Raw genomic sequence first — 25,945 nt, forward strand, 5'->3', positions numbered from 1 at the left:
GTGGGCGACGAACTCACCTGCGATCCCTGCCACGCCGGCCGCTGCCACGACTGCCAGGGCATCTGCACGCACCAGCACGTCAGCGACGAATGGGATCCGGCCGACGACGAGCGGCCTGTGGAGACGGTCGAGCTGGACGGGATCAGCCGATGAGCCGGCCCCGACTGCTCGACCTGTTCTGCGGCGCCGGTGGAGCCGCCATGGGCTACCACCGCGCCGGCTTCGACGTGGTCGGCGTCGACAGCAGGCCGCAGCCCCGATATCCGTTCGAGTTCCACCAGGCCGACGCCATGACGTACCCACTCGACGGCTTCGACGCCATCCACGCCTCACCACCCTGCAAGAAGTTCACCCGCCTCTCGGCCATGCACGACCACCGGCACCCCGACCTGCTGACCCCGACCCGGGAGCGTCTGCTCCGGAGCGGCCTTCCGTGGGTGATCGAGAACGTTCCGGGTTCGCCCATGCGACCCGACCTGGTGCTGTGCGGGGAGATGTTCGGCCTCGGGGTCCGCCGTCACCGGTGGTTCGAGACGAACCCCTCGCTCTTCTCACTGCTGCCTCGCTGCCGGCACGACCGCCGCGTCGTCAGTGTGCACGGCATGCCCGGCGGCCGGTCGACGAGGGACGGCGTGCTGCCGACCTTCGCCGAGTGGAAAGCGGCCATGGACATCGACTGGATGTCGGTGCGAGAGCTGTCGCAGGCCATCCCGCCCGCCTACACCCAGCACATCGGCGAGCAGCTGCTCGGCGCGGTCCGACCGACGGCGGTGACCCCGTGACCCAGCACGCCCCGAACATCTGGCGCCGCTTCCGCTCGGGTGGCCACGTCGACCACACCGCGTGGGAAGACGCCCGAGCGCGCGGTGCACCCGTCGGCACCTGCCGCGCCGGACCACCCGCCCGCCCACAGTGCGGCGGCTACCTCCAGCCCGGCGAACCCTACGGCAACCGGCCGATGTACCCCACCACGTGCGGCACCTGCGGCCACGAAACAGCAGCACCAGGAAAGCGAGACCGATGAACGACGGACTGCCCGACTGGGACCCACGCGTCGGATGGGACGAGGCCGAGGAAGGCCGCCCCGCCCCCGACTGCGCCGCTGGCCTCTGGCTCGCCGCCTCACTGTGGAAGCCGGAGCACGGCCAGCCCGACCATAACGGCTGGGTAAAGCCGCCTTCCGGAACCCGGTGCGTCGGCTGCGGTCAGGAACTGTCGCCGTACCCGCAGATGCTCGCCCCCGCGTATGGCAGCGACGGCCAGCACTACACGTGCGACAACTGCGCCTGCTACCTGGACGACGCGGAGGGCTGACCGATGAGCGCCCACGCACCCGCCATCTGGGGCAACCCGGCCACCTGGCTCCACCAAGCCGAAACCCGCGGCATCACACCCGCCTGCCGAGGCGCCAGCGACCACCTGTTCTTCCCCGAACAGGGCACGCCCCGGCTCCACGCCCGCATCACCGCAGCGAAGGCCATCTGCGGCCGATGCCCACTGCTGAAGCAGTGCCGGGAATGGGCGCAGCAGCAGCCGCCCACCCAGCTGTACGGCGTGTGGGGTGGCACCTCGCGTGGCGACCGGCTCCGCAGCGACACCACCCACCGACGACCGCAGCCGGAGCAGTTCCGCCGCGCCAACGAACGCAAGGCCCGCGAGAAGAAGGAGAAACGAGCAGCATGACGACCACCGACCTTGCGTTGATCGTCTCCGACCAGTCCGCCCTGGAAGCCGCGTCCGACCCGGGCCAGTTCGTCGTGCAGGCGTGCGAGCGGGCCAAGACGTGGCTCGCTGAGGCGTTGGAGCACGGCGACATCGAGCAGATCGTCGAGCTGAAGTCGCAGGCGGAGGCGATCCGCATCTACGCGATGTCGAAGCAGCTCGGCGAGGACGCCCGACTGTCCGCAACGGAGATCGTGCGGCGGGCAGAGCGCGGCATCGGGCTGGCGATCCGCAAGGGGCAGGCCGAAGGCCGAATCAACAAGAAGGGCGATCAGCGGTCGGATCAAGTTCGCGACGCGAACTTGATATCCCCGAAGAGTCTCGTCACGAACGGCCAAGAGCTTCACGAGGCGTACCTCATGACCGACGGCGTGCCCGACGAGCAGTTCGAGGCCGCCCTCACGGAGGCGAAAGCGGAGGGAAACCTGTCCCGCGCCAACGTGGTCCGCAAGGTCCGCGACACCACCGCGCCACCAACCACCCCGGCACCCTCCGAGCCCACCCCGGCCGAGAAGCCGAGGAAACGGGCCGGCAACCGCAAGCCGCTCCCCGACGCATTCCGCGTTGCCGCCCACGACCTCACCAAGACCGTCGACCGCATCGAGCGACTGCTCGATGACGACCGATACACCCGGAACGCGGAACAGGTCAGCGCATTGGTCCGCAACGACCTGATCCGCGCATCCGAGCAACTCGCCAGCGCCATCAACCGCATGACCAGCCAGGAAGAAGGTAGCAAGTGAACCCGACCGTGGAAATCATCGCCATCACTCCGGCGATGGCCGAGCAGTGGCTCGGCAAGAACCTCCACAACCGCAACGTCCGCCCCCGCGTCGTCGAGCTGTACGCCCGAGACATGGCGGCCGGGGCGTGGGAGCTGAACGGCGAAGCGATCAAGTTCGCCGTTGACGGCACTCTCCTTGACGGGCAGCACCGGCTCCACGCCATCGTCAAGGCCGCGTCCACCGTCCCGGCCCTCGTGATCCGCGGCCTGCCGCGCGAGACGCAGACGACGATGGACACCGGCGCGAAGCGGACCTCCGGCGACGCCCTGGCCCTGCTCGGCGAGAACCACGCCAAGACGCTCGCCAGCGTCGCCCGGCGGGTGACCATGTGGGACCGCTACGACCGCAAGGACTACGCGACGCAGGGCTCCATCGCCACCAACGCCGAACTGATCACCACCATCGAGCGGTACCCGGACATGCGGGCGTCGGCGGAGTTCGCCGACCAGTACCGCAAGACCATCAGTCTTGCTGCCGCGCCGCTCGGGTTCTGCCATTGGGCGCTGTGCGGGATCTCCGTCGACCACGCGGACGTGTTCTTCCACGGGCTGGCCACCGGTGCCGACCTCGGTCGACGGAACCCGGTCCTGGTGCTGCGGGAGCGACTCAAGGAGGAGCTGCTGTCGTCGTCGCGCACCCCGGAGCGGGGGCTGGTGGCGATGGTCTTCAAGTCGTGGAACGACAGCAGGGTCGGGAAGGAGCGTGGCCTGATCCGCTTCAGCTCGACGGAGAGCTTCCCGATCCCGAAGTAGCGGCGGACCGCCCGGGCCGGACCCCTCTTCGGCCCGGGCGCCGCGCCCACAGCCCCACCCGCACAACCCCGAAAGGCCCCACCCGATGACGTGGTTCAAGGTCGACGACTCGTTCCACTCCCACCCCAAGGTGCTCGCCTTGGAGCCGGCTGCGGTCGGTCGATGCTCACCGAACCGACCGTCTGCGCCTGTCCGACCGGGCCTACCACCGTGGCCCGGTTCGAGGCCGAGCAGCTCGTCGCCGTCGAGCGCCGCCACCGGCGGGACTGCGGGCGACGCAGCACCTACGCCGACCCGCGCGACTACCTAACGGAACTGCCAAGAAAGTAGCCCGGCGCAACCAATTCCGCACCACAAGATACGTGATCGAACAGGAGTCACCGGTGATCGGCAAGCGGTCGGAAAACGGTATGATCAATGCGGACGGAACGGGTGCTGGTAACACCCGAACCGCCCTAAGGCACCACCCGATCGCAGTACCGACCGGAAGGAGCCCTGGCCGCATGATGCCATGGGACGGCAATTCCGCGCACCGTGACGCACCGCACCGTGACGGCAACGGAGGTGCGTGGTAATGGCCCGCATCCGCACCATCAAGCCCGACTTCTTCACCTCCCTCACCATCGCCGATCTGTCGCTGCACGCCCGACTGACCTTCATCGGCCTGTGGACCCACGTCGACGACTCCGGACGGTGCGTTGACGACGCCCGGCTGATCAAGGCTGCCGTCTGGCCGCTGGACGACAGGGTGAGCGCCGACGTCGAGCGCGACCTACGCGAACTCAGTGAGGCGTCCCTGATTGTGCGCTACGAGGTGGGTGGGCGGGGGTATCTGGCCGTGCGGACGTGGGATGAGCACCAGCGGATCAACCGACCCACGAAGAGCAAGCTCCCGGAGCCACCTTCCGCCCCACCGGCACCCCGACCGCCGGGAAGAAAGCCCAGGTCAGAGGAGAGCCGACCTGCGGAAGCTGCCAGTGCGCCCGGCCGAGGCGACAGTTCAGTGACGACTCACCAACCACTCACTGAGGACTCACCGCAGGAAAGGAAAGGAAAGGAAAGGAAAGGAAAGGAAGGGAACAGGGAAGGGAAGGGAACTCCGCCTACGGCGGGGCGCTCGCTCGCGCTCGCCGCGCCGCCCACCCTCGCTCTCGTGGAGCCGCCCGCCGATCCACCCGCCACCACGCAGGCGCTCGTCGCCGAGTGGATCGACCACTGCCGCAAGCGGCCACCTGGAAACGTCATCGGCCAAGTCTCCAAACACATCAAGACGATGCTCGCCGAAGGCACCGACCCCGCCGACATCAGACGCGGATTCGCCGAATGGGCCAGAAAAGGACTCCACCCGTCGACGCTGCCCTCCGTCGTCAACGAGGTAATGAATTCCGGCACCCACCCACCCGCACAGAAACTATCCACCGCCGACCAGCGATTCAGTGACGCAATGGCGCTCGCCGCGAGACTCGCCCAAGAGGAGGCATCATGACCCCGCCGCAGGTAGCCGCCATTCTCGCCCTCGCCGCAGCCCGCGACCGGCGCACCGTCGGAGAAGTCGACGTACGCGCCTGGCACGAAGACATCGGGGATCTCGACTTCGACGACGCCCGCAACGCCGTCTCCAGACACTTCCGCGAATCCACCGAATACCTGATGCCCGTCCACGTGCGCCGCATCGCCACCGAGCTGCGCCGCCAACGCCGCGAGCTGGAAGCCGAGCAGGAACGCCGGAAGGCCATCGAGGCGTACGCGGCCACCGCCGGCCCACTCACCGACCGCTCCGCCGAGATCCAGGAGTTCGTCGGCAAGGTCCGGACCGGGCTCCCCGAAGGTGACCGCGAGGCGCTGATGCCACGCACCGTCGCGTGGGAACGCGAGCACCGGCACCACCAGCGCCAGGCCGGCGCCGAACCCAACCCCGACTACGACGCGAGCATGGGGCCCGTCCCCGAGTGGTGCGCCAGCAAGGCCCCACCGGCCGGGGCGTGGTGGGAAGATCCCGCCGCCCGCGAACGCCACGCGCAGACCCTGCTCGCCGAAGCCGGACGGCTGCGCCGCGACCACAAGCCGAGGGAGGCGGCGTGACCGGCCCAACCTGCGTAATCTGCCAGCGCCCCGTAGCTGATCAAGCGTATTGCTGTGGCCTGTGCACCGACCGGGCCTACCGGTGGCTCGGCGACATCGCCAGCCTCGCCGCCGACGCCCAAGACGCCGCCGGCGGCCTCGCCCGCTACAGCGCACCCGGGCGCCGTAGCGGCGGAGACGACCGCGCCCCCATCAACCTTACCGCCGCAGACGCACTCCGCCACGCCGTCAACGACGTCACCACCTGGGCCAGACACATCGCCGAAGCCCGCGGCCAAACCGTGCCCACACCCGACCGCCGACCCGCCCACGGCCCCGGATGCCCCACCGGCTCATGCACCCACCGGTCCTGCCACGCCATCCGCTACCGCCCCACCGACCACCACGCCGCCGTCGCCGCCCGATGGATCGCCACCCAACTCGGCTGGCTCCGCCACCGCCCCGAAGCCGCCGAGGCCTACGACGCGCTACAGCAAGCCGCCCGCACCATCACCCGCATCGCCGACCGGCCACCCGCCGACGTCCTCGTCGGCGTCTGCGAATGCGGCTCCTGGCTCTACGCCCGCGCCGGCCGCCCCATCGCCCGCTGCAACACCACCGACTGCGGCCGACAATGGGACGTCGAACGCAGCCGCGACACCCTCCGCGCCGCCATGGACGACAAGCTGCTCACCGCAGCCCAGATCGCCACCGTCGCCGCCCGCGCCGGCCACGACCGCAACCGGGTACGCAAACTCGTCACCACCTGGGCCAGACGCGGCATCATCGCCCCCCGCGGCATGCTCGACGGAGCAGCCACCTACCGGCTCGGCGACGTCACCGACCGACTCGCCCGCACCCCACTCGACTTGGCCGGATGACCAACAGCGTGTACTGTCGCCACTCAGATGGGCAGACGAACCCTGCCCAGAAGCTGACCAACGGCCCGGTTGACCACTCAGGTCCCGGGCCGTTGCCATGCCTGGGGCCAGCGCCCAAGGGGGCCAGCAAATCGGGGGGCCTCAATCAAAGGGGGGTGGGCATCATCGCCACCACCACCCAACGGGGCTACGGGTGGGCACACCAGCAAGCCCGCACACGAGCCATCGAACGCATGCACGACGGCCAGCCCTGCACACGCTGCGGCAAACCCATGCTCCGAGCCGAAGCCAAGCTGCTCGACCTAGACCACCACGACGACCGCACCACCTACCGCGGCCTGGCCCACCGAGGATGCAACCGCAGTGCTGGTCAGGCAGTAGCGCAGCAGCGCATGCGCACACGACGAGCGAAGCGCAAGCCATCAACGATCAACTCACGCAGGTGGTGACGTAGGGCCACGGCAGGGGGGCACCCCCGACACGCAAAGTGACGCCGCCTGACCCAACGCCTTCGGTCAGGCTTCTCTCCCCCCGCGAGCTGGGCAGGAGGATGGCATGATCAACACGACGGGCGCGGAACGGTCTCGCCGCTATCGGGCGCACAAGCGCGGCGATCACCGACACTGCGCGCCGGATCGCCCGGAGTGCACGAGCGTCACGCCACCGGCGTCCGGCACACCACACGTCACGCGTGACGCCGACACGACACCTGAGGGCGTTCCGTCTCGGCCGTACGGCCTGAGGGTCCGCGGCAAGCGGATGTGGGATCAGCTCGTCACCGACGCGGACCCGATCGAGGTCGTGGTGCTGGCGGAGGAGATTTGCCGGCTGGCTGACCGGCTCGACCGGCTGGACGCCATCGTGAACGGCCGCGATCGGGCGTGGCTGACGCTGGAGGCGCCGGACGACGGCACGGAGATGACCGTCGTCGTCGACAAGGTGCTGACCGAGGCGCGGCAGCAGCAGACGACGTTCAAGGCGCTCCTGGCGGAGCTGCGGGCGATGCGCGGCGCGTCGAAGGCGCCGGGCGGCGGGCGGGCACCGAAGGAGGTCGGCGGTGTCGGTGGCGGTGGAATCACGGACCTCACCGCTCGGATTGCTCGGCGGACGCAGCCCGCGGGTTGACACCCAGCCGGAATCGGCCGACTCGCACGGCCCGGAGGCCATCGAGCTGATGCGCCGGGCCGGCATGCCGATGGACGCCTGGCAGGAAGACTCCATCGCGGCGATGCTGGCCGTGAAGGACGACGGCCGGTGGGCGTGCTTCGAGTACTGCGAGTGGGTTTCCCGGCAGAACGGCAAGGGCTGCCTGCTGGAGGCCCGGGCGTTGACGGGGCTGCTGCTGATCGGCGAGCGGCTGATCATGTGGTCGGCGCACGAGTACAAGACCGCCATGGAGTCGTTCCGTCGGGTGATCTGGCTGGTGGGCCGGCTCGGCACGAAGGTCAACGACAACCTGTACGACGTCGACGGCATCCCGCTGAAGGTCATCAACACCAACGGCGAGGAGTCCATCGAGCGGCTGGACACGGGTGCGCGGATCAAGTTCGTGGCCCGGTCGAAGGGATCCGGTCGCGGCTTCAGTGGCGACGTGAACCTGGTGGACGAGACGTTCGCGTACACGTTCGTGCAGCAGGCGGCGCTGATGCCGACCATGAGCGCTCGGCCGAACCCGCAGATCGTCTACACCAGCTCGCCACCGCTGACCGGCGACACCGGCGAGGTCATGTACCTGCTGCGGCACCGCGGCGACCCGACCGCGCCGCGCGGTGCTGACGATGAGCCGTGGGTGCAGGATCCGGGCCTCGGCTACCGGGACTGGGGTCTGGGCGGTGATCTGGACTTCCTCGCCGACGTCGACCTGGACGACCTGATGCTGTGGGCGGCGGCGAACCCGTCGCTGGGGATCCGGATCAGCGTCGAGCATGTGCGGCGGGAGCGCCGGTCGATGCCGCCGGAGGACTTCGCCCGGGAGCGGCTCGGTATCTGGCCGCGGCGGGCGAGCGGTGACAGCGGCTGGCGGGTCATCGCCGAGGCGTTCTGGAGCGGTGCGGAGGATCCCGGCTCGCAGATCGAGGGTCGGCCTGCGGTGGCGGTGTACGTGCCGCCGGACCGCTCGTACGCGGCGATCGGCTTGGCGGGCGCCCGGGTGGGTGGCGGCCGGCACGTGGAGGTGTCCGGCGACGGCGAGGTGCTCGACTACCGGCCGGGTACGGCGTGGGTGGTGCCGCGACTCAAGGAGCTGGAGCGGCACAAGCCGTCGGTGCTGGTGATCGATGACAAGGCGCTCGCCGAAGAGGCGGAGGCGGCCGGCCTGACGGTGCACCGAGCGACGGTGACCGACGTGGTGACGGGCTGCCAGCTGCTGTACGACGGCATCGCGGGCGAGGATCCGGCGGGCCGGGACACCAGGCACATCGACCAGCCGGAGCTGACCGCCGCGGCGCGTGGGGCGACGAAGCGGGACGTGGGCGGCTCGTGGGCGTGGGCGCGCCGGGATCTGGCGACGGACGTGACGCCGTTGGCGGCGGTGTCGCTGGCCCTGTTCGGGCACTGCACGCCGCGGGTGCACAGGCCGCGAGCGCCGCAGCCGTCGGTCGTGTTCGTGTGACGAAGGGAGGCCCCGGTGACGGTGCTGGAGTACGGCGACGTGGCCCGGGCTCACCGGGTGGACCGGATCACCGCGCAGGCCCGCCAGTGGCCGATCGGGCGGACGCTGCTGGCGCTGCTCGCTGCGGTGCTGGTCGGTGTCGGGCGGGTGGCGTACGTGCTGCTGTCGACGCTGTGGCTGGCCGGCGCGTGGTGCGTGGCGGCGGTGAAGGTCGGCTGGGACGACGGCCAGGCGGCGCGCCGGACGCGGCTCGATGAGGCGGTGAGGCGGGCCGATGGCGTCGATGCTTGATCGGGTGACGGCCCGGCACCGGGCGATGACCCGATCGGGTGAGGCGAAGGGCTGGTCGGGTGAGGCGCCGTTCTGGCGTCTGGATTCCCTGCGGCACGCGCTGATCGGGGCGTCGACACCGGACCGGGAGCGCATCGAGCACGAGTTCGCCGGCTACGTGGAGGGCGCAGGCAAGGGCAACGGCGTGGTGTTCGCCTGCTGCTACGCCCGGCTGCGGGTGTTCGTGGACGTGCAGTTCGGCTGGCGGGACCGCGTCGAAGGGCAACTCGGCCCGTTCTACGACTCGCCGGAGCTGGCCCGGCTGCGCAGGCCGTGGCCGACGGGCACCCTGTCGAACCTGCTGGCGTGGATGGAGGTCGACGCCACCTACGCGGGCAACGGCTACGTCACCTGGTGCGACGACGAAGGCCGGTTCGGGCGGGCCGCGCGCGGCCCGGGCCTGCGGTTGACGCGGCTGCGACCCGACTGGGTGACGCTGGTCATCGGGTCGCACTCGGAGGATCCGTACGCGATCGACGCCCGGGTGGTGGGGCTGCTGTACGAGCCGCCGACGTCGGGGCTCGGCGCGAGCCTGCGGTCACAGCCGGTGTTGCTGCTGCCGGGCGAGGTGTGCCACTACAACCCGATTCCGGATCCGGCCGCCCGGTTCCGGGGCATGAGCTGGTTGACGCCGGTGCTGCGGGAGATCGGCGCGGACCTGGCGGCCACCGAGCACAAGAGCAAGTTCTTCGAGAACGGCGCCGCGTTGCAGACGGTGGTGTCGCTCGACAAGGAGATGACGTCCGAGCAGGTCCGCGAGTTCGCGCAGGTCTTCAAGGAGCAGCACGAGGGCACCCGCAACGCCTACAAGACGATGTTCCTCGGTGGCGGCGCGGACGTCACGATGCGCGGCGCTGACCTGAAGCAGGTCGACTTCAAGCAGGTGCAGGGCGGCGGAGAGACGCGGATCGCCGCGGCGGCCGGTGTGCATCCGGTGGTGGTGGGCCTGTCGGAGGGCTTGTCCGGATCGTCGCTGAACGCCGGCAACTACAGCGCGGCGCGGCGCAACGTCGGTGATGGGACGCTGCGGCACCTGTGGGGTGAGGCTGCGGCGAGCCTGGAGGGGTTGTTCACGCTGCCGAACGCGGCGGCGGAGCTGCGGCCGGACACCCGGGAGACGGCGTTCGTCCGAGAAGACACGGAGAAGCTGGCGGAGATCCAGTTCCGCAGGGCGCAGGCGATGCGCACTCTCGTGGACGCTGGATTCGACCCGGACGCGGCGGTGGCGTACATCCAGACCGACGACATGAGCCGCCTGACCGGCCGGCACTCGGGTCTCTATAGCGTCCAATTGCAGCCGGCGCTTACGGAGGCGGACCGGCAGCCTGATTCTGGCTCTGGTCCGGAAGGGGGGCAGGGGTGATGCAGGTCAAGACGCTGCGCGGGGTGGAGATCAAGGACATCGACAAGGGCACCGTGGAGGCGGTGTTCTCCACGTTCAACGTCATCGACTCCGACCGCGATGTGACCCTGCCCGGCGCGTTCACCGACGGCGCGAAGTGGAAGATCTCCGCCTACGGCCACCGGTCGTGGATGGGCGCCCTGCCGGTCGGCAAGGGCACCGTCCGCACCACCGGCACCGAGGCGATCCTTGAGGGCCAGTTCTTCATGGATACCCAGCACGGTGCGGACACGTTCCGCACCGTCAAGGCGATGGGTGAGCTTCAGGAGTGGTCGTACTCGGTGCACCCGCTGAAGGAGTCGTACGGCGAGTTCGAGGGCCAGCACGTCCGGTTCCTCGAACAGCTTGGCCCCGGCGAGGTGTCGCCGGTGCTCGCGGGTGCCGGAATCGGTACCCGCACCCTGGCAGCGAAGTCCGACGGCGGGCTGCTGCTGCACGAGATCGAGGAAGCGCTGGCGGCCATGGACGTGGTCGACGGTGCACTCTCCAGCGCAAGCAGAGTGGGCGCTCTCCGCGCTGAACGGGGCAAGTCCCTGTCCCGGGTCAACGTCGATGCCCTCGGGCGTCTCGGTGGCGAGCTGAGGCGGCTCGCCGAGGCGTACGCGGCGCTGAAGACGGCGCCGGACCCGGATCCCGAACCCGAAGACGACGACCTGGCCGAGCAGGCCGCCCGCGAGTACCTGCGGGCCGTCGCGCGAACAAGGAGAGCGTGAACGATGAGCGACACCCTGGCCGAGTTCCCGGCGCTGAAGGCCGCGCAGGAGAAGCTCGACGCCAAGAACAAGGAGCTGTGGTCGGTTCTCGACGAGGCCGGCCCCGAGCTGGACATGAACAAGGTGACGTCGATCCAGGGCGACACCAAGGCCAAGGTCGAGTGGATCCAGGCGAAGAACGCCGAGATCGATGAGATCGGCGTTGAGGTACAGGGCTACCGGGCGGTCGCCAAGGCCGCCGGCCGCAAGCGGCCCGGCGGTACCGAGGGCGGCGCGGAGTCCGACCGCAAGGACGCTTCGGGCGTCGGTGCCGGTGCGCCGGAGCTGAAGACGTTCGGTCAGCTGTTCGTCAAGTCGAAGGCGTTTACCGCCCGGCAGGGCCAGAACGGGCCTGAGGCGATCCTCGATCTCGACCTGAAGACCCTCATGCAGACCTCCGCCGGCTGGCTGCCGGAGACGACCCGCACCGGCCGCGTCGTGGACTTCGCCACCCGGCCGATCCAGGTTCTCGACCTCATCCCCACCACGACCACTTCCCAGGCGGCCGTGGTGTACATGGAGGAGACGACCTTCACCAACAACGCGGCGGAAACCGCCGAGGCCGGTACCTACCCGGAGTCGGCGCTGGAGCTCACCGAGCAGTCCAGCCCGGTCCGGAAGATCGCCACGTTCATCCCGATCACCGATGAGCAGCTCGAAGACGTCGAGCAGGCCCGCGGCTACGTCGACAACCGGCTGCGGTTCATGCTGCGGCAGCGGATGGACGGGCAGATCCTGGTCGGCAACGGCACCGCGCCGAACCTGCGCGGAATCAACAACGTGGCCGGCATCCAGACGCAGGCCAAGGGCGTCGACCCGACGCCGGACGCCTTCTACAAGGCGATGACGAAGATCCGGGTTACCGGCCGGGCGGTTCCCGACCTGCACGTCATGCACCCGAACGACTGGATGGACATCCGGCTGCTGCGCACCTCCGACGGCGTGTACATCTGGGGGAACCCCTCGGAGGCGGGCCCGGAGCGGCTGTGGGGCCTGCCGGTCGCGCAGTCGGACGCGCAGACCGAGAACGCCGGTCTGACGCTCGACAGCAGCTTCACCGAGCTGTCGATGCGGCGCGGCATCGTCGTGCAGGTCAGCAACTCGCACGGCACGTACTTCGTCGAGGGCAAGCAGGCGGTCCGGGCGGACGTGCGCGCCGCGTTCATCGTGTACCGCCCCACCGCCGTGTGCACCGTCACCGGCATCTGAGACAAGACCCTGAGGTGCTCCCGGGCAGCGGCAACGCTCTGCCCGGGAGCCCTCGGAACGAAGGGATGGGTATGGCTTTCCGGAGCACCGAAACGACCGTCACCACGACCGCCGTCAAGATCTTCGAGGCGCAGGCGGGCGACGTGGAGATCTGGGTCAACTGCGACCCGAACGCGACGTACTACCTCGGCGGCAGCGGCGTCACCACGACCGACGGCCTGCCGATGTTCGGTCCGTCGCAACAGTTCCGCTCGCAGGTACGTCCGGGCGACGAACTGTGGGCGGTCTCCGGCGGCTCGGTCACCGTCAACGTGCTCGCAAGGAGCGCGTGATGGCTGTCTCCGCCGCACAAGTGGTCGTTTCGTCGTCAGCGGTGGCGCTAAACGTTGACACCGGCACCGTGTCGGGCGGCCGGCTGGTCGTCAAGAACACGCACGCCACCGACGCCCTGGTGCTCGGCGACGCGTCGGTCACGGCCGGCGCGGGCTTCGCTCTCGCGGCCGGCCAGACCCTCGATCTCAAGCTGAGCGCTGGCGAGCAGGTGTACGCCATTCGTGGCGCCTCGGCCGACATCACTGCACACGTTCTCCGACTGGGAGGGTGAGAGGCCATGCCTCAGATCGAGCAGACCGGCGGCCTGAAGTCCGCCGCCGGTGAGTACGAGTTCGCCCGCGATGGCGGGGCGGTCGGCACCATCACCCTGCGCGCCGCCCCCGGCGACGCGGCCGGCAACGAACTGCCCGCCGGGGCGGTCATCCTCGGCGGCTACGTGGAGGTGGACACCGTTGTGACCTCCGGGGGCGCCGCGACGGTGGCCGTCAACTCGCAGGCCGCCGGTGACCTGGTCGCTGCCGCCGCAGTCTCGGGGGCGCCGTGGTCAACGATCGGACGCAAGAGCGTAGTCCCCGTGTTTACCGGGGTGACGACGGTCAAGACCACGGCCACCCGCCGGCTGGCCATCACCATCGCGACGGCGGCGCTGACGGCGGGGAAGTTCCGCGTCGTCGTCTTCTACCGATAAGGAGAGCGGACGGATGAAGGCGGAGCAGAGGATCTACCGCACGACGGACGGGCATCTGGTGCGGGAGAACGACCCGCGCGGCGCGTTCCTGGCATACGGCGTGGGCGACGAGGTGCCGTCCGGTGAGGCCGATGCGTACAAGGCCGCTGTCGATGGCGGCGGCGCGGAGCACGAGGTGCCGGGGCTGATGCATGACCGGCTGGCGACCGAAGTCGCTGACGCGCAGCGGGTCATCGCGAACGCGCCGGAGACGCCGGCGGCCGAGGCGGCGGGGAAGGTGATCGCGGACGCGGCCGAGCAGGTCGACGCCGCGTCGATCCCGCCGCCGCCCGGCCGGGACCACACCTCGCCGAAGGCGATCGTTCGGGAGGCTGCGGCGGCGGATCCGGAGTCGAAGGGGCGCCGGCGTGTCGGCACCAAGGCGGCGGAGGTGCCGGCGGACAAGGCGGCCCGGAAGCCGGCCGACAAGTAGCTTCGGAGGTGACCGATGGCGGCCCTGGCCAACGGCTTCGAGGGCGGCGTCCCGGGCGCCACGGTCACCACCGGCAACTCCGGCGGCCCATCCGGCGACCCGTGGACACTGTCCACCGACACGGTCGGCGGCGCTTGCGTCTACACCGACCTGGGGCCGGCGCACGGCGTACGGTGCATGGCCGTCAGCGTCGCCGCGACCGGCGGCGCGCAGCGGCGCGGTTGGGCCGTCAACGCCGGCGACTCGACGGCGACGCAGTACTTCCGGTTCTACGTCGATCCGGCCAGCATCACCGGCACCGTCGCCCCGCTGCGGGGCATGAACGTCACCAGCTCCGGGCAGCGGTTCCGGATCCAGGTGACGGCGGCCGGGGTGCTGTCGCTGCACAACAACGCCAACACGGCCGTGTGGACGTCGGCGGCCCTGGCGGCCGGCCCGCAGTGGCGGGTGGAGGTGTCCGCCGCCGGCTCCACGACCGCGGCGGCCCGGGTGCGGATCTACCTCGGCGACGCGGAGGTGCCCGCGCAGGACTCCGGCCCGCTGTCGGGGCTGAACCTGGGCGGCCCGATCCGCGAGGTGTGGTTCGGGCAGACCGCCGCCGCCACGAACGTCGGGCTGCGGCTGGATGACTGCGGCTGGTCGGACACGGCGCCGCTGGGGTCGATCCTGACCCGCAGGGCCGTGTCCGCCCCGTCGGTGGCCGGGCCGGTGTCGCTGCCGGCGCTGCTGGAGCGCCATAGCTCGGTGCCGCTGCTGTCCGCTCACCGCTCGTCGACTTCGGAGGTGACTCGTGGCTGAGGTGTTCTACGTCGGCGCGGATGAGCTGGCGACCGTCAGCAACACGTTCACGGTCGACGGCACGCCGACGGACCCGACGACGGTCACGCTGGTGGTGACCGACCCGACCGGCGCGGCGACTACGTACGAGGTCGGCGACCTGACGAAGACCGGCACCGGCGCGTACCGCAAGGACGTGCCGTGCACGGCGCCCGGGGTCTGGACGTACGTCTGGGTGGGCACCGGCACCGCGTCCGACGTCACCGCCGGCACGTGGACCGTGCAGTCGACGGGACTGCACCGGCTGTACTGCACGCCCGAGGAACTCAAGAGCCGGGTCAGCATCAACGACACCATGTCGGATCTGGAGATCCTCGGCTCGGTCACCGCGGTGTCCCGCTGGATCGAGGACCACTGCGAGCGCACCTTCTACCGGCAGACCGCGACCCGCACCTACGACGCGACCGGGCCACTGCGGGTGGCCGTGCACGACCTGGTGGAGGTGACCGCGCTGGCCACCGACGACGGGTCCGGCTCGTACGCGACGACGTGGGCGCCGAGCGACTTCCAGTTGCTGCGCTCCGCGATGGTGCTGCGGCCTGAGGAGTCGCCGTACACGGCGATCAAGGCGGTCGCCGGCCGGAGTTTCCCGTCCTGCACCTCGGGCCGGGAGCAGCGCATCCAGGTCGCCGGCGTGTTCGGCTGGCCGATGGTGCCGGAGCCGGTGCGGCAGGCGGCGGCGATCTGGGCGACCGACTTGTTGAAGCTGGGCACGATGGCGTTCGGCATCGCCGGGTACGGCGAGTACGGCGCCGTCCGGGCCAGGCCGAATCCGATCGTGGAGGCGCTGCTCAGCGCCTACCAGCGCATGCCGGTCAAGGTGGCGTGATGGCGTCCGACCTGGCCGACATCATGGAGGCCCTCGGTAAGCGGATCGACACGGTGGATGGGCTGCGCGGGTACGGGTACGCCCCGGATGGCCTGCCGGTGCCGTGCGCGTTTCCGCTGGTGCCGGCCATCCCGTCGTACCAGCTGGCGATGAAGCGAGGCACCTACCAGCTGGCGTTCTCGGTGGTGGTGCTGACCAGCGCGCAGCTCGACCGCGTGGGCCAGCCGGCGCTGGCCCGCTTCGCGAACCCCACCGGCCCACAGTCGATCCGCGCGGCCCTGGCCGACGGCGACCGGACACTCGGCGGCCTGATCAACGATCTGGTCGTGGACTCGTTCGATCCGGACGGGCTGGAGCAGCTCGGTTACGGCGCCTACTACGGCGGCGCGTTCAGCGTCCGCGTCTACGCATCGGGAGTGTGAGATGGAGATCAAGCTCTGCAAGCCGGCGGCCGGCGGCGACTGCTACGAGCCGGCGGTGGGCACCGGCAAGCGGCCGATCGAGCACTGCCGGCCGCACTACCTCGACGCGATCGCGGACGAGATCGTACGCGCCGAGGTGGTCGGCGACGTCGAGGTCACGGATGTGCGGACCGGAGAGAGCGTCGGCCGAGGCGGCGTGGTCGAGCTGGATCCGGTGGAGACGGCGGTCGTGCAGCTGGTGTACGCGCGGCACATCAAGGTGCTGCCGAAGGCCGAGCCGGCGCGGGCGAAGCCGGCCGCCAAGGCGGGCTGACCGGTGACGACCTTCGCCACGAACAACATCACGACGTGGTTCGGCGGCTACGACATGACCACCGACATCAGTCAGACCACCATGCCGCTTGAGCGCGAGCCGCTGGACTCAACGACGTTCGGGCCGGTCGGGCAGCGCCGGGCCCGCTCCCGCAAGGCCGGATTGGAAGACGCGTCGAGCCAGGTGGCGGGGTTCTGGCAGGCCGATGAGGGCCTGGACGAGGCGGTGTTCGACGCCCTCGGCAGTGCGATGCAGGTCATCACACACTCACACGACGGCGCCGAGGGCAGCCCGGCGTACTTCTACCGGGCGAAGGCGTTCAGCTATCAGCTGTTCGGCCCGGTCGGGCAACTGGCCCCATTCAGCCTGACCGCGCAGGGCGCGAAGGGCAACGGCGTGGCCGGCGTGGTCCGGGGCGCCGTCCTGAAGACCCTCAGCGCGGTCAACGCGACCGGCGCGACCGGCACTCCGGTCGAGCTGGGTCCGGTGGCCAGCGGGCAGCACCTGTACGCGGCGCTGCACGCCACCGACCCGGGGACCACGGTCACGGCGGTGTTGGAGTCCGACGACGCCGACACGTTCGGCAGCCCGACGACCCGGGCGACGTTCGGCCCGATCACCGTGGCGGGTGGCTACTGGGCGACCCGGGTGGCCGGGCCGATCGCCGACACCTGGTACCGGCTGCGCGTGACTGCGCTGACCGGCACCGCAAGCATCGCCTGCGTCGCGGGCATCAAGTAGGGGGAGCAGAGGGATGGGAACGTTCGCGCTCGTCGACGCCCGGGTCGAAGTCAACTCGGTCGACCTGTCCGGCTGGGTCACCTCGGTGACGCTGCCGATCGAGCTGGAGGCGCTGGAGAACACGGCGATGGGTCAGGTGGCCCGCAGCCGGCAGGCGGGCCTCCAGGACTCAACGCTGGGGATCAACTTCAACGACGACTTTGCGGCCAGCGCGGTCGACGCCACGCTGTGGGCGGCGTTCGGGACCGTGGTGGTCGTCAAGGTGCGGCCGACGACGGGCGCGATTTCCGGCACGAACCCGGAGTTCGTGGCGTCGTATCTGGTCAACCAGCACAACCCGTTCGGAAACTCGGTGGGTGAGCTGGCGACCCGGCAGGTGTCGTGGCCGCTGTCCGACCCGGACGGCGTCGCCCGGAACACGGCCTGATGCGGGCCGAGATCGAGGTCAACGGCATCGGGGGCGGCCGGGTGGCACTCGACGGCAAGGATGTGTCGGGCGGTGTGCACGGATTCACAGTCACGGCGGCGCTCGGTGAGGTGACCAGGCTGGAGTTGGACCTGTCGTTGTTCGACGTGACCACGTTCGACAGCGCGCAGACTGAGGTGCTGATTCCGGAGGCCACCCGCGAGTTGCTGGTCGGGCTGGGCTGGATTCCGCCGGACGGGGGCTGACCGGTGGGCTTCTCCGTCCAGGTGTCGGGTGGCCGTGACCTGACCGCCGTGCGCCGCCAGCTGCGGGTGGCCGGTGACCGCCGGCTGTCGCAGCAGATGTCGCGGGCGCTGTCGCGGGCCGCCAAGCCACTCAAGCCGGCCGTCCAGGCGTCGGCGGTGCGGCTGCTGCCATCCGGCTACGGCCCGCTGATGTCGAAGTCGCTGCGGCTGCGGACGCAGGCCCGGGAGCGGCGTGGCGCGGCCACGGTGTCGATTCGGGTGCACGCCGCCGGGAAGGTCGAGAACCGCGACGTGGCCCGGATCAACGCCGGCACGCTGCGGCACCCGGTGTTCGGTAAGCGCCGCAAGGCGTGGATCGCGCAGCGGGTGCGGCGCGGGTTCGTGGACCGGCCGGTGGATGGGATGACGCCGGACGTGGTCCGGGAGATGCATGCGGTCGTCGACTGGGTCGCCGACACGATCACGAGAGGCTGAAGGATGGCGCGAGTGCTGCCGCCGGTGCGGTACCGGTTCGCCGAGGCGGACCACGAGCAGTACGGCTCGGACTGGTGGACGTTCGACGAGGCCAAGCTCGGTGAGCTGCGGGCCCGCGAGCTGATGGCCATCGACAAGGAGCTGCGCGAAGCGCTGGGCCTGAACACCCTGACCTCCCTCGAAGCGTTCCTGCGCGGCGAGTCGGCCGGGTCGCTGGCCGTGGCGTGGCTGGGGCGTCGGCTGTCTGGCGTCGTCGAGTCTCTGGCCGACTTCGATCCGCTGCTGATGCTGATGGAGACGGAGATCGTCAAGCCCGAGGGTGACGCCGAGGCGGAGGCCGATGCCGACCCCCCGGCCACCGGCTCCTCCGAATCGCCTGCGGCGACCCCGGAGGAGTAGCGGCCCTACTCGACACGGTCGGGCCGATCCTGTCCCGCCACTTCGTGGCCTGCTCGCCGCCGGTGCAGCGGGACATGACGCTGCGGGAGATCCAAGCCCACCTGGACGCTCTGGCGCCGGCTGAGGCGCCGCCGGCAGATGAGCGTGAGGCGTTGATGCGCCAGCATCCGGCACTGCGGGGGAGGTCACGGTGAGCATCCGGTCCACCCGCGACATCCTGATCAACCTTCTGGGTCGGGAAACCATCTCCCGTGAGGCCGACAAGGCGAGCCGGGGCCTCGGCAAGCTCGACGACAAGATGCGCGCCACGGCCGCCGACGGTCACCGGCTCGACGCCGAGATCGGCAAGGCCGAGAAGAGCCTCAAAGACCTGGCGGTGCAGTACGCCCGTACCGGTGACGCGGCCGAGCGGGTTGACCTGTCGAAGTCGATGCGGAAGCAGCAGGCCGAGATCCGGCGGCTGACCCGATCGCGGGACCTGCTGCCGCCATTCGATGTGATGGGCCGCGAGTCGGCCGACAAGTTCGGTGTGGGCTTCGCCGGCCGCCTCGGTCCGGTGCTGGCCAAGGTGCCGCTCGGCCCGGCCGGCGCGGCGATCGGCGCCGGCCTGGGGTTGGCGATCCTGCCGCCGCTGTTCGCCGCGCTGGGCGGTGCGACCCTCGCTACGGGCGCTGCGGCGGCCGTAGCCGGTGGTGTGGTGCTGGCGGCCCGGGACTCCCGCATCCAGGCGGCCGGCAAGGATCTGGGCCGGGCCGTCCTCGGCGATCTGGAAAACACGGTCGGCGCCCGGTTCGTCGAGCCGACGCTGGACGGCATCCGGATCATCCGGCAGGGCTGGCAGGACATCCGCGGCGATGTCGACGGCATCGCCCGCGCCAGCGCGAAGTTCGTTGCGCCGATCTCGCGCGGCCTGGTGGGGCTGCTGCGGGAGTTCGCACCGGGCCTGCGGCGCGGTCTGGAGAAGGCCGGACCGGTGGTCCGCGAGTTGGAACGGGGCCTGACCCGGGTGGGCCGGTCGCTGGGGGACCTGTTCGACACGCTCGGCGACAACGCCAACGAGGGCGCGGCCGGGTTGCGCTGGCTGTTCATCGTCCTGGACGAGGGCGTGGGGGTCATCGGCGGGGCGATCGACAAGCTCGGCGACTTCATGCGCCTGCTCCTCGCCGTCTCGAACACGACGACCTCGATCGCGTCCGCCTGGTCGTGGGTGCCGATCGTCGGCGACCAGATCGACCGCGGCACGGCCAACATCGACGAGATGCGCGCCGCGCTGGAAGAGGGCGGCGACGCCGGCTCGGCGGCCGGTGACAAGGTCGCGGGCGGCTTCCGGCGTGCCGGTGACGCGGCGGCCGACTCCGGCCGGGAGATCCAGACGTGGACGGAGTTCCTGCGCGAGTCGCTGTCGGCGGCGATGGAATCGGAGCACGCGCAGCTGCGGTTCGAGGAATCGATCGACCGGGCGGCCGAGGCGGCCCGAGATGGCGCGAAGAAGGGTATCGACCCGAACACGGAGGCGGGCCGGCAGAACCGGCGGGCGCTGCTCGACCTCGCGGCTGCGGCGAACGCGGCGGCGGAGGACATCAAGAACACGACCGGGTCGCAGGAGCTGGCGACGGAGGCCACCGAGCGGGGCCGGCGCAACTTCCTGCGCGCCGCCGACGCCATGGGCGCGTCGGCGACCGAGGCGCAGAACTTGGCCAACAAGTTGTTCGGCATCCCGAAGGACGTGCGGACGAAGACGCACTTCGACGCCGACGCGGCGCTGGCGAGGCTGCGCACCTACAACCAGTGGCTGGCGAACATCCCGCGCAGCGTGCGGACCCGGCTGATCACCGAGCAGCACACGGTGCGCGGCGGGGTCCGCGAGTTCAGCCGTGGCGGCTACGTCGACGGGCCGGGGCCGAAGGGTGTCGACAGCGAGTGGGCGAAGGTCGCCCCCGGCGAGGGCATCCTGACCGCACGCGAGGTGGATCGGCTCGGCGGCCGGGCCGGGTTCGATCGGCTGCGGCAGGTCATCCGCAACGGTGGGCGTCCGGCCGCGCAGTCGTCGGCCGGGCTCGCGCCGACCGGCGGCGGTCGCGGCGGTGGGGGTGGCATCACGGTGCAGAACCTCACCATCCAGGCGTGGAGTGATCGGTTCAGCCTGCGCCAGGTCCAGGACGAGTTGGCCATGCATGGGGCGGTGTGACGGTGGCGCTCACCGAGGGGCAGTGGCAGATCCGGGGCCTGACGCTCGGCCCTGGCACGGCCTACGACGTGCTGGACAGCAGCAACCCGTTCAACTGCCAGGTGCGGGCGGAGCAGGGCGGCGACCGGGCGTGGGCCCACGGATCCTGGTCCGGCGTGGAGTGGCAGGCCGAGCGGGTCGTGCCGATCAACATCCTGATCGACGTCGGGGCGAACGACATCGCCGCGACGATCGAGGCGCGGCATGCGCTGGCCGCCGCCTTCCGGGCGAGCCACGTCGACCTGCCGTTGACGTTCGCGTTGGGCGGCCGGGAGTACCTGCTGTGGGGGCGGCCCCGGATGGTCGAGCCGACGATGGATCTGCTCGGCGTCGGCAAGGCGTGGGTCAGGGCCGCGTTCGTCGCCCTGGACCCGATGATCTACTCCGCCACCGAGCACGAGGTCGGGCCGGTGAGCCTCCCGACGTGGTCGGGCGGGCTGACCGTGCCGCTGACGGTGCCGTTCACCGTGCCGGCGACGCAGGTCGGGGGACTTGACGATCTGTCCACCGCCGGCACGGTGGAGGTCGGTCTGCGGCTGCGCGTCGACGGGCCGGTGCCGCAGCCACGGATCACCATCACCGACCCGGACGGGGCGGCCACGACGCTGCGGGTCGACATCACGGTGCCGTCCGGGCAGTGGCTGGACATCGACACGCAGGCCCGCACGGTGCTACTCAACGGCGATCCCGCCGCGTCTCGACGCGGCCAGGCGGTGGGCGAGTTCCCGCTGCTGCAACTAGGCACAAGCCAGCTGCGGTTCGCTGCAGCGGAAGAGGCCGCCGGCACGCTGAGCGTGCGGTGGCGGGATGGGTGGTGGTGACATGCCGGCAGATCCGCTGTTCATCAACGCGTCGAGCGGCGCGCCGTCGTACAACGCTGCGGAGCTGCGCCGCGCCTTGGGCGTGCTCGTGTCGCAGGCCGGCTCCAACGACCGGTTCGGGGCCCGGTCGGGGGTGCATCCGGCCGGCGCGGCGGCGCTGTCGCTGTCGGGGTTCACGCTGACCGTCCAACACGTCCAGGCGGTGGTGTACCCGGCGGCGTCCACGACGCAGGGCCCCTACCTGGTGCAGCTTCCGGCGCACACGCACACGGTGCCGGCGGCGTCGGCGCAGCCTCGCAAGGACATCGTCGTGCTCAGGGTGCGCGACACCGACGAGGACGGATCTGGCGAGCGGGACGCCGACACCGTGTACGTGACGGGCACGGCGGCGCCGTCACCGGTCGAGCCGTCGGTGCCCGCGGGCACGTTCCGGATGGGCACGATCGACGTCCCGGCGACCGGCGGCGGCAACCCGACGCTCACCTACAACAGCCCGTTCGTGGTGGCCACCGGCGGGATCCTGCCGGTGCGGGTGTCCGGGGACCTGCCGTCGACGGGCCTGCATGAGGGCGCGTACGCGGACCGGTGGGACAACGACGTGCTGTACCGCTGGAACGGTTCGGCGTGGCAGGCAGTCGCCTCGAACGCCGCCTACAACGCCGCGTTCGAGGCAACCTCGCTCGGCTACAACGGCACAAACACCAACGTCACCGGCATCACCAGCACGTCCTTCGAGGCTGGCACGTCGATGGGCGCAACGTTCGTCGCCCCGGCCTCCGGGTCGGTGCTCATCACCTTCGGCGGCCTGGTCCGCATCACTGCCACGGCCGATGAGACGGTCCTGCTCGGCATGCAGGTCCGGACCGGAGGCACGATCGGGTCGGGCACGATCGTGCAGGCGGTCTCCGACGTGGCGACGGTCCGGCACCGCAAGCCCACCACGTCGGGGAACAGCATCGGTGAAACGCAGGCGTCGTACCAGACGCAGGTGACCGGGCTGACGGGCGGCTCCACATACAACGTGCAACTGCTGCACCGGGTCACCGGCGGCACGGGCACCGTCTCCAACCGGCGCGTCTCGATCGTGAGGTGGTGAGGGGTGCCGGTCATCAACGCCTGGGTGGGCGCGGTAACCCCGGCGTCGGCGTGGGTGCGGGCCAGCGTGTCGGGGGCGTCGTCGGTCCGGCTGATCGTCGCCGACAACCCGGGCTTCGCCGGCCCGGCCTACTACGGGCCGGTCGCCCCGACCGGGCAGGGTGTGGCTTCGATCGAGGCCACCGGCCTGGCGGCAAACACCCGCTACTGGTGGCAGCTGGAGCTGGACGGCACCCCCGAGGCGCCGACGGGCCGGGTGCGGACGCATCCGCCGCTGAACGAGCCGGCCACCTTCACCTTCGCCGGGATCGGCGACGCGGGTCTGTCGCCGGCGAGCCCCGGGGTCGGGGCGGTCCTCAACGCCAACAAGCTGTCCAACCACGGCGCCTTCGCCGTGGTGGACGCACGCGATCCCCTGTTCGTGGCCCACCTGGGCGACCTGCACTACTACGACCTGGGCTCCGGGAACTGGGGCATCGGCGGCGGCGCTTCGCTGGCGAACTACCGGAGAGCGCTCGACGATGTGCTGCTCCAGCCCAACCAGGCGCAGCTGTACCGCAACCGGCAGCTGGTCTACATCTGGGACGACCACGACGGCGGCCCGGCCGACTGGGACGGTACCCACGCCAACAAGACCAACGCCGCGCAGGTGTACCGGGAGCGGGTGCCGCACTACGACCTGCCGGAAAGCGGAGCGATCTACCACTCGTTCCAGGTCGGGCGGGTGCTGTTCGTGGCCACCGACAGCCGCTACTACCGCAGCCCGTCCAGCGACACCGACAACTCGTCCAAGACGATGCTCGGCCAGGCGCAGAAGGACTGGCTGGCCGGCCAGCTGGCCGACAGCCCGGCCGAGTTCCTCGTCATTCTCAACCAGACCCGGTGGGCGCAGAACGCATCCGCCGGGGTGGAGTCGTGGGGCGGCTACAGCACCGAACGCGACGAGCTGATCCAGATGTTCGGCGACCACGGGTGGCTGGACCGGATGCTCATGCTCGGCGCGGACACCCACGCCATGGGCATCGACACCGGCAGCGGCGGCCAGTTCGGCGGCTTCCCGCAGTTCCTGGTCGCCCCCATCGACGCCACGCCATCGCCGTCGAACCTCAGCCAGTACTACAACCTGGGGTATACCGCATCCCGGGGATCTCACGGCCTGGTGACGATCGCCGACAGCGGCTCCCAGATCGACGTGACTCTCGCCGGCTACATCAACACCGTCCACTGGCGCTCGCACTCCTTCACGGTCCTCACCGGCTCGGGGCCGGACCCCGACCCGGATCCGGATCCGGGTGGGGAGCCGGTGCCGCCGCAGACCCCGTCGCAGATCGCGGACCGGATGCGGTGGCTCGGCTGTGACCTGGTCACCGGCCGGGTCATCGTCGAACTGCCCGACGTCACCGGCCGTGTCTCCCGGATCCTCGGCGGCTACACCACCACGTCCCTGTCCATGCCCATCCCGGTCGGTGGCCCGGCCGCGCTTGGCCCGGCCGCACTGGAGGCCACACAACCGGGCACCACGATGATCGTGTGCGTGGTCAACGACGTCCCGGAGTGGGGCGGGATGGTCGTCGGCCGGCAGGGCGGCACCGCCGGTCGGTTGGAGCTGTCGTGCGTCACCCTGGAGGGCTACCTGGACCGCCGGTACGTCCGCGACCACGCGTGGGCGCAGCAGGACGAGGCGGTCATCGTCGCCGGCTTGGTCGCCGACGCGCAGGTCGACGGCATCGGCCTCGCCGTCGACGCACCTCTGACCGGGACGCTGCGGGACCGCACCTACCACTCGGACGAGGACGCCACCGTGCACTCGCGGCTGCGGGAGCTGATGGCCGTCGCGGGCGGCCCAGAGTGGACCATCGACCTGGACTGGACGGACTCGACCCGCACTGCCGTCTCCAAGATCCTCAGATTGCGGCCGAGGATCGGGGCGGCGTCGACCAGCCCCGACGCGGTCTGGACATCCGGCTGGAGCAGCCAGGGGGCGTCCGACGCGAGGTACACGCTGGTGGAGGACTATTCCGACGGTCGCGGCGCCAACCACGTCACCGCCACGAGCAGCGGCGAGGGTGACGCCCGGCCGCAGTCGACGCCCGCCGCCGACCTCCTGCCGGGCTGGCCCCGCTACGAACGCCGCTACACCCCATCCACCTCCATCAGCGACGTGGGGACGCTCAACGCGCACGCGGCCGCCGAGCTGGCGCTGCGCCGCGACGGTGCACTCACATGGCAGATCGACGCCCGCTGGGACGCCTACCCGCGCTTGGGCGTGGACTGGCGGCTCGGCGACGACGTCGGCTGGGAGCTGCGCGGACACCGCCACCCCGACGGGGTGACCGGGGCGGGTCGGGTCATCGGCTGGGAGCTGGACATCCAGGCGGGCCGGGTGCGTCCGGTCCTGTGGTCACCGGACGGAGACGGCACATGAGCGTGATCGGCGACAACGCGATCAGCCGGGGCGACGTGATGCGCCGGCTCCGCGAGCTGGAGAAGCAGGTCGAGCAGCTAACCGCCGGCCGGCGTCTGGAGGCCGCGTCCATCGGCCGGGGCGGCATCACCATCAAGGACGGCGGGGGGATCAGGGTCGTCGACGCGGATGGCGGCCAGTCGATCGAGCTGTCCGACCTGGGGCTGCGGATCCGCGACGCCGCCGGGAACGTGGTGGCCGAGTACGGGGTTGCCCAGACCGACGCGGTCCGCACCCTCGAATCGTCCTCGGAGACCACCTACGTGGACCTGGCCACCGTCGGCCCGAGGGTCACCGCGCGCGTCGGGTCGAGTGGCCGGCTGCTGCTCACAGCCAGCGCCAGCATCAACTACGTCGGCCAGCCGGGCGATGTCGAAGGCGGCGGGATGTCCGTAGAGGTGACCGGGGCGACCGCCGTCGCGGCCGGCAGCGCCTGGTCGGCGTACGACATCGGATCGGCCGGCATCGCGGGCGCCGTCTACACCCGCATCGGCACGATCCACGCCACCACGCTGCTCACCAACCTCAACCCGGGTGAACACGTCATCACGATGAAGTACGCGTCCTACACAGGCAACGAGGTTGGCTGGATGGAGCGGGTGCTCGTTGCGCTGCCCGTGTGACCGGCGTTGCCCGCAACCAGATCCGGACCA

Annotated in this window: 34 protein-coding genes; all 34 read left to right on the forward strand. The window is 70.7% G+C overall.

Going from position 1 to position 25,945, the window contains the following annotated elements:
• The 34 genes from O7615_RS20220 (at position 1) to O7615_RS20385 (ending at position 25,915) form a co-directional block, all read left to right on the forward strand.
• Positions 1-153 (forward strand): hypothetical protein, encoded by a 153-nt coding sequence (locus O7615_RS20220; protein WP_278179305.1) that lies wholly within the window; start codon positions 1-3, stop codon positions 151-153.
• Entirely contained in the window at positions 150-782 is a 633-nt protein-coding gene (locus O7615_RS20225; RefSeq protein ID WP_278179306.1) for a DNA cytosine methyltransferase, read from the forward strand. The genes O7615_RS20220 and O7615_RS20225 overlap by 4 nt, the downstream gene beginning before the upstream one ends.
• Positions 783-1,020: 238 nt before the next feature.
• Positions 1,021-1,314, forward strand: a complete 294-nt coding sequence (locus O7615_RS20230; RefSeq protein ID WP_278179307.1) for a hypothetical protein — start codon at positions 1,021-1,023, stop codon at positions 1,312-1,314.
• A 3-nt stretch (positions 1,315-1,317) separates the two neighbouring features.
• Complete coding sequence (locus O7615_RS20235) at positions 1,318-1,683, forward strand: WhiB family transcriptional regulator (protein ID WP_278179308.1); 366 nt, start codon at positions 1,318-1,320, stop codon at positions 1,681-1,683.
• Positions 1,680-2,465, forward strand: a complete 786-nt coding sequence (locus tag O7615_RS20240; RefSeq protein WP_278179309.1) for a hypothetical protein — start codon at positions 1,680-1,682, stop codon at positions 2,463-2,465. The genes O7615_RS20235 and O7615_RS20240 overlap by 4 nt, the downstream gene beginning before the upstream one ends.
• Positions 2,462-3,259, forward strand: a complete 798-nt coding sequence (locus O7615_RS20245) for a hypothetical protein (protein WP_278179310.1) — start codon at positions 2,462-2,464, stop codon at positions 3,257-3,259. Before O7615_RS20240 ends, O7615_RS20245 begins: the two co-directional genes overlap by 4 nt.
• Positions 3,260-3,421: 162 nt before the next feature.
• The gene (locus O7615_RS20250; protein WP_278179311.1) at positions 3,422-3,589 is read left to right on the forward strand and encodes a hypothetical protein; all 168 of its coding nucleotides are present in this window, start codon (positions 3,422-3,424) and stop codon (positions 3,587-3,589) included.
• Between the two features lie 244 nt (positions 3,590-3,833).
• Positions 3,834-4,745, forward strand: a complete 912-nt coding sequence (locus tag O7615_RS20255; protein WP_278179312.1) for a hypothetical protein — start codon at positions 3,834-3,836, stop codon at positions 4,743-4,745.
• A complete protein-coding gene (locus O7615_RS20260) occupies positions 4,742-5,341 on the forward strand; it encodes a hypothetical protein (protein ID WP_278179313.1) in 600 nt (199 codons plus the stop codon). The genes O7615_RS20255 and O7615_RS20260 overlap by 4 nt, the downstream gene beginning before the upstream one ends.
• On the forward strand, positions 5,338-6,201 hold the full coding sequence (locus O7615_RS20265; RefSeq protein ID WP_278179314.1) for a hypothetical protein: 864 nt from the start codon (positions 5,338-5,340) through the stop codon (positions 6,199-6,201). The genes O7615_RS20260 and O7615_RS20265 overlap by 4 nt, the downstream gene beginning before the upstream one ends.
• Before the next feature lie 759 nt (positions 6,202-6,960).
• Positions 6,961-7,326 (forward strand): hypothetical protein, encoded by a 366-nt coding sequence (locus tag O7615_RS20270; protein ID WP_278179315.1) that lies wholly within the window; start codon positions 6,961-6,963, stop codon positions 7,324-7,326.
• Positions 7,259-8,812, forward strand: coding sequence for a hypothetical protein (locus tag O7615_RS20275; protein ID WP_278179316.1), 1,554 nt, complete (start codon positions 7,259-7,261; stop codon positions 8,810-8,812). The genes O7615_RS20270 and O7615_RS20275 overlap by 68 nt, the downstream gene beginning before the upstream one ends.
• Positions 8,813-8,827: 15 nt before the next feature.
• A complete protein-coding gene (locus O7615_RS20280) occupies positions 8,828-9,103 on the forward strand; it encodes a hypothetical protein (RefSeq protein ID WP_278179317.1) in 276 nt (91 codons plus the stop codon).
• Entirely contained in the window at positions 9,087-10,505 is a 1,419-nt protein-coding gene (locus O7615_RS20285; RefSeq protein WP_278179318.1) for a phage portal protein, read from the forward strand. Before O7615_RS20280 ends, O7615_RS20285 begins: the two co-directional genes overlap by 17 nt.
• The gene (locus O7615_RS20290) at positions 10,505-11,257 is read left to right on the forward strand and encodes a hypothetical protein (RefSeq protein WP_278179319.1); all 753 of its coding nucleotides are present in this window, start codon (positions 10,505-10,507) and stop codon (positions 11,255-11,257) included. The genes O7615_RS20285 and O7615_RS20290 overlap by 1 nt, the downstream gene beginning before the upstream one ends.
• 3 nt (positions 11,258-11,260) lie before the next feature.
• Positions 11,261-12,505 (forward strand): phage major capsid protein, encoded by a 1,245-nt coding sequence (locus tag O7615_RS20295; RefSeq protein ID WP_278179320.1) that lies wholly within the window; start codon positions 11,261-11,263, stop codon positions 12,503-12,505.
• Positions 12,506-12,576: 71 nt separating this feature from the next.
• Complete coding sequence (locus O7615_RS20300; RefSeq protein ID WP_278179321.1) at positions 12,577-12,837, forward strand: hypothetical protein; 261 nt, start codon at positions 12,577-12,579, stop codon at positions 12,835-12,837.
• On the forward strand, positions 12,837-13,109 hold the full coding sequence (locus O7615_RS20305; RefSeq protein ID WP_278179322.1) for a hypothetical protein: 273 nt from the start codon (positions 12,837-12,839) through the stop codon (positions 13,107-13,109). The genes O7615_RS20300 and O7615_RS20305 overlap by 1 nt, the downstream gene beginning before the upstream one ends.
• Positions 13,110-13,115: 6 nt before the next feature.
• Positions 13,116-13,526 (forward strand): hypothetical protein, encoded by a 411-nt coding sequence (locus O7615_RS20310; protein ID WP_278179323.1) that lies wholly within the window; start codon positions 13,116-13,118, stop codon positions 13,524-13,526.
• A 13-nt stretch (positions 13,527-13,539) separates the two neighbouring features.
• Positions 13,540-13,998 (forward strand): hypothetical protein, encoded by a 459-nt coding sequence (locus O7615_RS20315; RefSeq protein WP_278179324.1) that lies wholly within the window; start codon positions 13,540-13,542, stop codon positions 13,996-13,998.
• Positions 13,999-14,013: 15 nt separating this feature from the next.
• The gene (locus tag O7615_RS20320) at positions 14,014-14,796 is read left to right on the forward strand and encodes a hypothetical protein (protein ID WP_278179325.1); all 783 of its coding nucleotides are present in this window, start codon (positions 14,014-14,016) and stop codon (positions 14,794-14,796) included.
• A complete protein-coding gene (locus tag O7615_RS20325) occupies positions 14,789-15,664 on the forward strand; it encodes a hypothetical protein (protein WP_278179326.1) in 876 nt (291 codons plus the stop codon). Before O7615_RS20320 ends, O7615_RS20325 begins: the two co-directional genes overlap by 8 nt.
• The gene (locus tag O7615_RS20330) at positions 15,664-16,086 is read left to right on the forward strand and encodes a hypothetical protein (RefSeq protein WP_278179327.1); all 423 of its coding nucleotides are present in this window, start codon (positions 15,664-15,666) and stop codon (positions 16,084-16,086) included. Before O7615_RS20325 ends, O7615_RS20330 begins: the two co-directional genes overlap by 1 nt.
• A gap of 1 nt (position 16,087) precedes the next feature.
• Positions 16,088-16,399 carry a hypothetical protein gene (locus O7615_RS20335; protein ID WP_278179328.1) on the forward strand — a complete coding sequence of 104 codons (312 nt, stop codon included), beginning with the start codon at positions 16,088-16,090 and terminating at the stop codon, positions 16,397-16,399.
• A 3-nt stretch (positions 16,400-16,402) separates the two neighbouring features.
• A complete protein-coding gene (locus O7615_RS20340) occupies positions 16,403-17,140 on the forward strand; it encodes a hypothetical protein (RefSeq protein WP_278179329.1) in 738 nt (245 codons plus the stop codon).
• Between the two features lie 13 nt (positions 17,141-17,153).
• Positions 17,154-17,567, forward strand: a complete 414-nt coding sequence (locus tag O7615_RS20345) for a radical SAM protein (RefSeq protein ID WP_278179330.1) — start codon at positions 17,154-17,156, stop codon at positions 17,565-17,567.
• Complete coding sequence (locus O7615_RS20350) at positions 17,567-17,812, forward strand: hypothetical protein (RefSeq protein WP_278179331.1); 246 nt, start codon at positions 17,567-17,569, stop codon at positions 17,810-17,812. Before O7615_RS20345 ends, O7615_RS20350 begins: the two co-directional genes overlap by 1 nt.
• A 3-nt stretch (positions 17,813-17,815) precedes the next feature.
• Positions 17,816-18,286 (forward strand): hypothetical protein, encoded by a 471-nt coding sequence (locus O7615_RS20355; protein WP_278179332.1) that lies wholly within the window; start codon positions 17,816-17,818, stop codon positions 18,284-18,286.
• 12 nt (positions 18,287-18,298) lie between these two features.
• Positions 18,299-18,685 (forward strand): hypothetical protein, encoded by a 387-nt coding sequence (locus tag O7615_RS20360; protein ID WP_278179333.1) that lies wholly within the window; start codon positions 18,299-18,301, stop codon positions 18,683-18,685.
• A 190-nt stretch (positions 18,686-18,875) separates the two neighbouring features.
• On the forward strand, positions 18,876-20,873 hold the full coding sequence (locus O7615_RS20365; RefSeq protein WP_278179334.1) for a hypothetical protein: 1,998 nt from the start codon (positions 18,876-18,878) through the stop codon (positions 20,871-20,873).
• 2 nt (positions 20,874-20,875) lie between these two features.
• A complete protein-coding gene (locus O7615_RS20370) occupies positions 20,876-21,733 on the forward strand; it encodes a hypothetical protein (RefSeq protein WP_278179337.1) in 858 nt (285 codons plus the stop codon).
• A 1-nt stretch (position 21,734) separates the two neighbouring features.
• The gene (locus tag O7615_RS20375) at positions 21,735-22,829 is read left to right on the forward strand and encodes a hypothetical protein (protein ID WP_278179339.1); all 1,095 of its coding nucleotides are present in this window, start codon (positions 21,735-21,737) and stop codon (positions 22,827-22,829) included.
• Positions 22,830-22,832: 3 nt separating this feature from the next.
• The gene (locus O7615_RS20380; protein WP_278179341.1) at positions 22,833-25,253 is read left to right on the forward strand and encodes an alkaline phosphatase D family protein; all 2,421 of its coding nucleotides are present in this window, start codon (positions 22,833-22,835) and stop codon (positions 25,251-25,253) included.
• Positions 25,250-25,915, forward strand: coding sequence for a hypothetical protein (locus tag O7615_RS20385; RefSeq protein WP_278179343.1), 666 nt, complete (start codon positions 25,250-25,252; stop codon positions 25,913-25,915). Before O7615_RS20380 ends, O7615_RS20385 begins: the two co-directional genes overlap by 4 nt.
• Positions 25,916-25,945: the final 30 nt, after the last annotated feature.

Source organism: Micromonospora sp. WMMD1082 (assembly GCF_029626175.1).
Classification (GTDB): domain Bacteria; phylum Actinomycetota; class Actinomycetes; order Mycobacteriales; family Micromonosporaceae; genus Micromonospora.